This is a genomic window from Hansschlegelia zhihuaiae, assembly GCF_004103825.1.
Lineage (GTDB): Bacteria > Pseudomonadota > Alphaproteobacteria > Rhizobiales > Methylopilaceae > Methylopila > Methylopila zhihuaiae.
This window is the reverse complement of sequence record NZ_RYFI01000031.1, coordinates 24,362-31,521: the sequence shown is the minus strand read 5'-3', so window position 1 is coordinate 31,521 and position 7,160 is coordinate 24,362. Positions and strand designations below refer to the sequence as shown.

The 7,160-nt window shown below is 65.5% G+C and carries 10 protein-coding genes; 6 read left to right on the top strand and 4 right to left on the bottom strand.

What is annotated here, in order from left to right:
- Nucleotides 1-430: 430 nt before the first annotated feature.
- Nucleotides 431-616, top strand: a complete 186-nt coding sequence (locus EK403_RS21115; protein WP_128779433.1) for a hypothetical protein — start codon at nt 431-433, stop codon at nt 614-616.
- A gap of 11 nt (nt 617-627) precedes the next feature.
- Here EK403_RS21115 and EK403_RS21110 read toward each other — a convergent pair whose 3' ends face one another.
- Both EK403_RS21110 and EK403_RS21105 read right to left on the bottom strand, forming a co-directional pair.
- Nucleotides 628-918 carry an addiction module antidote protein gene (locus tag EK403_RS21110; RefSeq protein WP_128779432.1) on the bottom strand — a complete coding sequence of 97 codons (291 nt, stop codon included), beginning with the start codon at nt 916-918 and terminating at the stop codon, nt 628-630.
- Between the two features lie 5 nt (nt 919-923).
- Nucleotides 924-1,223 carry a type II toxin-antitoxin system RelE/ParE family toxin gene (locus EK403_RS21105; protein WP_128779431.1) on the bottom strand — a complete coding sequence of 100 codons (300 nt, stop codon included), beginning with the start codon at nt 1,221-1,223 and terminating at the stop codon, nt 924-926.
- A gap of 291 nt (nt 1,224-1,514) precedes the next feature.
- Here EK403_RS21105 and EK403_RS21100 point away from each other — a divergent pair, with 291 nt between their 5' ends.
- Nucleotides 1,515-1,697, top strand: coding sequence for a hypothetical protein (locus EK403_RS21100; protein WP_128779430.1), 183 nt, complete (start codon nt 1,515-1,517; stop codon nt 1,695-1,697).
- Nucleotides 1,698-1,816: 119 nt separating this feature from the next.
- Here the strand turns inward: EK403_RS21100 and EK403_RS21095 are convergent, their stop codons facing one another.
- Both EK403_RS21095 and EK403_RS21090 read right to left on the bottom strand, forming a co-directional pair.
- Nucleotides 1,817-2,320 carry a DUF2243 domain-containing protein gene (locus tag EK403_RS21095; RefSeq protein ID WP_128779429.1) on the bottom strand — a complete coding sequence of 168 codons (504 nt, stop codon included), beginning with the start codon at nt 2,318-2,320 and terminating at the stop codon, nt 1,817-1,819.
- Nucleotides 2,317-2,505 carry a hypothetical protein gene (locus EK403_RS21090; RefSeq protein WP_128779428.1) on the bottom strand — a complete coding sequence of 63 codons (189 nt, stop codon included), beginning with the start codon at nt 2,503-2,505 and terminating at the stop codon, nt 2,317-2,319. The genes EK403_RS21095 and EK403_RS21090 overlap by 4 nt, the downstream gene beginning before the upstream one ends.
- Before the next feature lie 210 nt (nt 2,506-2,715).
- Between EK403_RS21090 and EK403_RS21085 the strand changes: the two genes are divergently transcribed.
- The 4 genes from EK403_RS21085 to EK403_RS21070 all read left to right on the top strand — a co-directional run bounded on the left by EK403_RS21085 (nt 2,716) and on the right by EK403_RS21070 (nt 7,152).
- Nucleotides 2,716-3,333: a hypothetical protein gene (locus tag EK403_RS21085; protein WP_245479838.1), complete on the top strand. Its 618-nt coding sequence runs from the start codon at nt 2,716-2,718 to the stop codon at nt 3,331-3,333.
- 154 nt (nt 3,334-3,487) lie between these two features.
- Nucleotides 3,488-5,347: a phage terminase large subunit family protein gene (locus tag EK403_RS21080; protein WP_428979636.1), complete on the top strand. Its 1,860-nt coding sequence runs from the start codon at nt 3,488-3,490 to the stop codon at nt 5,345-5,347.
- Nucleotides 5,348-5,350: 3 nt separating this feature from the next.
- A complete protein-coding gene (locus EK403_RS21075) occupies nt 5,351-5,563 on the top strand; it encodes a hypothetical protein (protein WP_128779426.1) in 213 nt (70 codons plus the stop codon).
- Between the two features lie 5 nt (nt 5,564-5,568).
- A complete protein-coding gene (locus tag EK403_RS21070) occupies nt 5,569-7,152 on the top strand; it encodes a phage portal protein (protein WP_128779425.1) in 1,584 nt (527 codons plus the stop codon).
- Nucleotides 7,153-7,160: the final 8 nt, after the last annotated feature.

Here is a 7,160-nt window from a genome sequence, read left to right as displayed (position 1 = left end):
ACGCCTCGACGGAATCCCAACGCAGAATCGGAAAACCAAGGACCCGCTCTAGACACCTGGCTTAGGTGGGGGCACTTCCCTGAACCGGCGGCTCTCAGCCTCGCGAGCAAGCCTCTGCCAGTCATCCGCCAATTGGAGCCAAGCCGCCTTGTCGGTCAGATTGGACGTGGCATGGGCGCGTCGCCGGCTGTCGTCGGCCTTCTTTCTGAACTCGTCGCCCCGCGTGTCGGCCAAAAGAACATCCCTTTGTGATCTAACTCCGCACGCACGGCTTTCTGACAGCTGTGCGCCAAATAAATATTTCCGACGAACGCCTCGCTCATTGCTTGACCTCGTCCGCGGTAAAGGCATAGATTTTGAATTGAAGAGATGCGCCCGGAGCGGGAAACCGCTGCCGGGCTTTTGTGCGCTAGGGCCCGTGGAGGCGATCATGGCGCACGTGAAGAAGGACCATCTCGCCGCGTCAGGCGAGTGGTGGAAGCACCTTCGCGGGACCAAGCGGCGCTTCTGGAAGAAGCATCGCAAGGCGGAGATCCGAGAGGCGCGGCCGGCGAACCGGTGGTCGCATGGAGAGCTTCGCGCCCATGCGGCGCTTGACGTGGTTCGACGTGGCTGACGTCAGGGTGATCACGCCGCGATTGGCTCCGCCGTCAGTCTCAGCCCGAGCGCGCTGAGCACCTTCATGATGGTCGCGAACTCAGGATGTCCTTCGGCGCTCAGCGCCCGGTAGAGGCTTTCGCGAGAAAGGCCGGTCTCCTTCGCGATGGACGTCATGCCCTTGGCGCGCGCGACGTCGCCCAGCGCCGCATAGATCAGCGCAGGGTCGCCATCTTCGAAGACGGCTTCGAGATACGCGGCGATCGCCTCGGGGCTGTCCAGGTGTTCGGTGACGTCCCACGGACGCGTTTCAGTAGCCATCTCTCTCACTCCTCCAGACCTTTCGCGAGCGCCTTGGCGGTCTCGATGTCCTTGCCCTGCGTATCCTTGTCGCCGCCGCAGAGCAGGATCACGATCTCCTCGCCGCGGTCGGTGAAGTAGACCCGATATCCCGGCCCGTAATCGACGCGCAGCTCACTGACCTTGTCCTTCAGGTTCTTCACGTCGCCGAAGTTGCCTGTGACCTCGATCCGCCGAATGCGGGCGGCGATGCGGGCCTTGGCGCGCTGATCACGAAGTTTCTCGAACCACTTCGAAAACGTCTCAGTCTGGCGGACCGCAGGCATGATTATTTGTGGCCCATAGGCTACAAAAAGTCAAGAGATGCGTAGCCTGTAGGCGACGAGGGTTAGACAGCTCAGTGGCAGTGAACTGAGCCAGCCTTCTTGTCCATGTGGCAGCATTGCCCAGGGGGTGAGCTCTTCCGGCAGCCGCCGCCGTGAGCGTGCGCGAAGCCGACGGAAAGCAGCACAACAAGCACTGCGATAGCGGGCTGCATGACAATCGCCTCCTGACAACCGGAGGTAATGGATCATCGTCGGCCACCCAAGTGCGAGTCCGCATCAACACGTAGTGGGGTGGCTATGGGCGTCGCGGAGCTTGTCGTCGCGATCTGCCTTCAGGCGGAGCCCAGCTCGTGCCGCATCTTCCACCGCGAGCAGCCCGGAGCGAACGGCTGCGCGGTGATCCAGGAAGTCGAGGAGCTGATGGCGGGGCCGGGCTGGTACCGCGCCCGCTGGACGTGCAGGTGGCGGGGCTGAGCGAAGTTCGGAAAGAAGAAGATGCGGGACGGCGGCGATCGGTTCGGCCGAGGCCGCTGCTTCTGCGTCGCGCACACAGCTTGAAGACCGCAAAGGCGGCAGGATAAGTTTAGGGTTCGCTACTCTTCAGCCTGCTCGCGAGCACCTAGCTGGTAAAGGCGCCACCCGCCGAACAGCATCGCGGCGCCCCAGGCGAGGAACGCCGCGTCCCAATAGACCCAGAGATCGCGAGAGACCGTTTCGTTGACGTGGTGCAGGCCCAGGATCTGATGGTTGATCAAGCCTTCGACAACATTAAAGGCGCCAAAGCCCATCAAAAGCGACCCGCTTAGCATTTTCCCCGACCAGCGCAGTTCCTTCCGGTGGGCCGATCTCCACAGCAGGAAAAGACCCGCCGATACGAAGACGTAGGTCGCGGCGTGGAAGAGGCCGTCAAGGAGCGTATTGAGTTCGAGGTTCGCAACGCTGTTGGCCGGGTAGCCAGCGCTGGTCACCATGTGGTGCCATTGAAGGATTTGGTGCAGCACGATCCCGTCGAAGAAGCCGCCGAGCCCGAGGCCAAACAGGAGGCCTGCGGCGGTTGGAAAGCTCCTCCTGATCTCAGTTGGGCTCGGCGGGTTCATCTGCGGGAGAGGTCCTTGCCGCCCTCGACCTTGTTGCTGTTCAGGTCGCTGCTGTGAGGCGCCGGAACCAGAAAGCGGTTGTAGGCGACGGTGCCGATCAGGGCGATCACCAGGACGGCGATCGCCGCCATGATGAAGTTGCGCGGACTGGAGCGTCCCGGAGGGGTAGGCGGCTGCTCGACCATTGTTTGCTCCGTGGTGCTGGGGTGTGCACCAAGACGCAAATCGCATCGAGTTCGTTCCAGCCGAGCCCCAACTCGAGGGGTAGGGGTCGAAAGTCGGGGGCCCCTGGGACCTTCCGCCCACACGGGCCAAAGAGGCGCGGGCTTCCCCTAGCGCCAATGCACTGGAACCCGGTAACCGGCCGAGGGTAACGCGGCGGAGGTAACGCCCCGATGGCGGACCAGCCGAAGACCTTCTTGACGCAAGCGGAGTTCGCTCGCCGTCGAGGCGTCAGCAAGAAGACCGTTACCGTCTGGAAGGGTAACGGCCTGCTCGTTTTCGGCGACGACGGCCTCGTGGATGTCGATGCGACCGAGTGGAACCTCGATCAGCGGCCCGCGAAATACCGCGGCGGCGTCGCGCATCGGCCGGTGAGATCGGCCCCCGAGCTTCAACCGGGGTCGGCAGCGGCGAAGCAGAAGCCCGGGCAGGCGCCGCGGTCTGAACCCGTGTCGGCAGACGAGATCCGGACGGACGAAGGGCCGTACGACCCGGATGACCCAAACCTTGATTTGCCGGCCGCTGTTCGGCGCAAGGAGAATTTCCTCGGTCTCCAGCGCAAGCAAGCGGTCGAGAAGGAAGCCGGTCGGCTCGTCGAGCGGGCGGCGGCGGAGGCGTTGTTCTTCGACACCGCGCGGGACCTTCGCGATGCCTGGCTGTCGTGGCCGGCGCGGATCGCGATCGTCATGGCCGACGAGCTTAGGGTCGACCCGCGCGCGCTCACCACGGTCCTGACCGCGCATGTCCAACAGCATCTCGCCGAGCTCGGCGAGCCGGAATGTCAGCTCTGACGTCGCTAGCCTCGCTCGTTCCTGGCGGAAAGGACTGACGCCGCCGCCGTCGCTCAACGTCGTCGAGTGGGCCGAGCGCTATCGGAAGCTCAGCAAGGAGAGTTCGAACGGCGGCCGCTTTATCGTCTCGCGCGTCGAGGTAGCGCGGGGGCCGATGCTCGCCGCCACGGAGCCGGGCGTCAGCAAGATCACGCTGGTAGCCTGCACGCAGCTCCTGAAGACCACCGTCATCGAGAACATCACGGGTCGGTTCATACAGGTCGAACCGTGCCCGATCCTTGCGGTGTTCCCCAAGGACGACGCGGCCGAGACCTTCTCGAAGGATCGGCTCGCGCCGATGATCCGCGACACGAAGGTTCTTCGAGACCTCTTCGGCGAGGCGAAGGCGACCGACGCCGGCGCGACGCTGACGCACAAGCAATTCCCCGGCGGGCACATCACGCTCGTAGGATCGAATAGTCCGACCAACCTTGCGATGCGGCCGATTCGACTGCTCGTCTGCGACGAGATCGACAAGTACCCGATGTCGGCGGGTGGCGAAGGTCCGCCGATCGACCTCGCCGAAGAGCGCCAGGCCGAGTTCCGCACGAACAGCCTGACGGTGCTCGCCTGCTCACCGACGATCGCCGGCCGCAGCGCGATCGAGGCGAGCTACGACGAGAGCGATCAGCGCAAGGCCTTCGTGGCTTGCCCGCATTGCGGCGAGCAGCAGCCGCTGGAATGGGAAAACGTCAAGTTCGACAAGGACGATCAGGACAAGATTGTCCCGGCGTCCGCCCGGCTCGTCTGCGTGGGCTGCGGCGCTCCGTGGACCGAGGCCGACCGGCTGAAGGCGTTGAAGGTCGTCTCGTGGCGGCAGACGCGGGCCTTCACGTGCTGCGGCGAGCGGCAGGAACCGGAAATCTGGGACCAGGAAGTCCACGGCGTCCGCTACGCCCTTTGCCGTCACTGCAACACGCGGGCGCTGTCGAACGAGCATGCCGGCTTCCACGCCTCGAAGCTCTATGCGCCGAAGCAGACCGTGGTCGAGACGGTGAAGAAGTTCGCCCGCGCTCTGCGCCGCGGGCCGGAAGCGCTCAAGACCTTCCGCAACACGCAGCTCGCGCTGACCTGGAAAGAGGGAGCCGACGCTCCCGAGTGGCAGGACGTCTACAACCGGCGCGACGATCATCTTTCAGGGACGGTGTGCCGCCACGCGCTGGTCCTGTTCGGCGGCGTTGACGTCCAGAAGGATCGTCTCGAGGTCGGCGTCTGGGGGTTTGGTCGCAATCGTCAGCGCTGGCTGGTTGAGCACCGCGTCCTGCCGGGCGACACCGGGCGGCCCGAGGTGTGGGCCGATCTGGAAGCGATGTTCGACGAGACCTGGTTGAGCGAGGCCGGGCCTGAGCTCTCCGTGAGGGACTGGGGCGTCGATTCCGGCGCCTACACCTCCGAGGTCTACGCCTTCGTCCGGTCCATGGCGGGACGCGCGAACGTCCACGCCGTCGACGGCGTCGACAGCTACCAGTCAGCGTATCTCGGCGTCGCGGCGCGCGAGGCAAACTTCAAGGGCAAGCGCCTTCGCCGCGGCCTGAAGGTCATTCGGGTCGGCGTCTCGTTCTGCAAGCAGGAACTGATGAGCTGCCTGTCGCTCCAGCGGCCCGCCGGCGGCGCCGCGTATCCGTCCGGCTTCGTGCATCTGCCGCGCGACGTGTCGGAAGACGTCGTCAAGCAGCTGACCTCTGAGGAACTGATCGTTTCGGTGACCCGCGGCAAGACGCGCCGCGAATGGATCGTCATCTCCGGCCGCCGCAACGAGGTTCTGGACTGCGCGAACTACGCCCGAGCCATCGCCCAGATGCGCGGATGGGACCGCTGGCGCGAAGCCCAGTGGCGGGAGCTCGAGTCTCTGCTCGGCATCGGCCAGGCCGACGAGGATGGTCATGACATTGCGCAATCGACCGTCGTCGCCGCCAGTCGCGCGCCCTCTCGTCGCCGAGCCAGGTCCGTCATTCGATCGAGCGTCGTGAGGTGATCAATGCCAGGAACCGCACAGGATCGCCTCGCGAAGTTCCGCGAGCTGAAAAGAACCGGCGCCGAGGAGATCGATCGGCGCGGCCGCGTGAAGCTCCGCTCGCTGAAGGACATGAACTCGATCGAGGCCGATCTCATCCGCGAGGCTGAGAACGAAGAGAACCCAGGTCGGGTCCGCGTCCGTCGCATCGTCGTTTCGCCTCGCAGCGGCTTCTGACCCTCATGGCCGAGAAGCCGCGCGTCAGGGTGCCGGCGCTCAGCCGTCGCATTACGGCGTCGCTCGCGGGTCCGCTGGACGTCTCGGGCGGGATCGCACCGGAGGCTGCGCCTTACGATCCGGCTGGCGGCGGCGGTCGACGCTCCCGCGCCTGGCGCGTCGGATCGTTCGGTCCGAACGCCGCGCTGACTTACGCGCTCGACGAACTGCGGAGGAAATCGCGCGACCAGGCGCGCAAGAATCCACACGCTCGGTCGATCGTCGACCGGATGGTGACCAACCTTGTCGGCACCGGGATCAAGCCGCAGTCGATCGCACGGATCGATACGACCGGCATGTCGAAGTCGGCGGCTAAGGCGGCGAACAAGCGCTCGGAGAAGTATCGCGCCGACGTCGCGCAGCTGGTTTGGGATTGGGTCGACGAAGCCGACAGCACCGGCGCGCACGACTTCTATGGCCTGCAGGTGATCGCCGCGCGCGGCATGGTCGAGGGCGGCGAGACCTTCATCCGCCTCCGCTCTCGCCGCCTGGCCGACGGGCTGACCGTCCCGCTCCAACTACAGGTGATCGAAGGCGATCATTGCGACCACCTCAAGAACGACGCATCGAACCGCGTCTGGCAGGGCATCCAGTTCGACGGAAAGGGAGCGCGCACCGGCTACTATCTCAGGCGGGACCATCCCGGCGACGGACTGGTGGCCGGCGGGGTGCTGAATGAGGAGAAGCTCGTCCCGGCCGAGGACGTCTGCCACCTGTTCCGAGCGCTACGGCCGGGCCAGCAGCGCGGCGAGCCCTGGCTCGCGCCGGTGCTGCAGGCGCTCCACGACCTGCAGGGCTATCTCGACGCCGAGCTGGTCCGGAAGCGGGTTGCGACGCTCATCGCCGGCTTCATCAAGCGGGTCGGCGACGGCCAGAGTCCGATCGGCTCAAGCGACGCCGACGAAGAAGGAACCGGCGATCTCGCCTGGGAGCCCGGCACGCTTCAGGTGCTGGCGGAAGACGAAGACATCACATGGGCCACTCCGCCGGACAGCGGAACGAATTTCGAGCAGTACGTGCGCGTGGCGATGCGCTCGATCGCGACCGGCGCCGGCACGCTCTACGAGATCCTCAGCGGCGACTATGGCCAGCTCAACGACCGGACGCTCCGCGCCGCATTGAACGATTTCCGCCGCAGCATCGAGGCCTACCAGCACGCACTGCTGGTGTTCCAGTTCTGCCGCCCGGTCTATCGCCGCTTCATCGACTACGCGCTGCTGTCAGGGGCGCTGACGTTGCCGGAAGGCATGACGCGGCGACAGGCCTACGCGGTCAAATGGACCCCGCAGGCTTTCGCTTACATCCATCCCGTCCAGGACATCGAAGCCAAGCAGCTGGAGGTCCGGTCGGGCTTCTCCAGCCGCTCGCAGAAGGTCTCTGAAGGCGGCAACGACGCCGAGGCGATCGACGCCGAGAATGCGGCGGACAATGCCCGTGCCGACCAGCTTGGCGTCTCCTACGACAGCGACGGTCGCCGCCCGAAGGCGAAGTCGCCAGGAGCGACCGACGGCGCGCCTGCGCCGGCCGGGCAGCCCACCGCGGCAGACTGAAGGACATC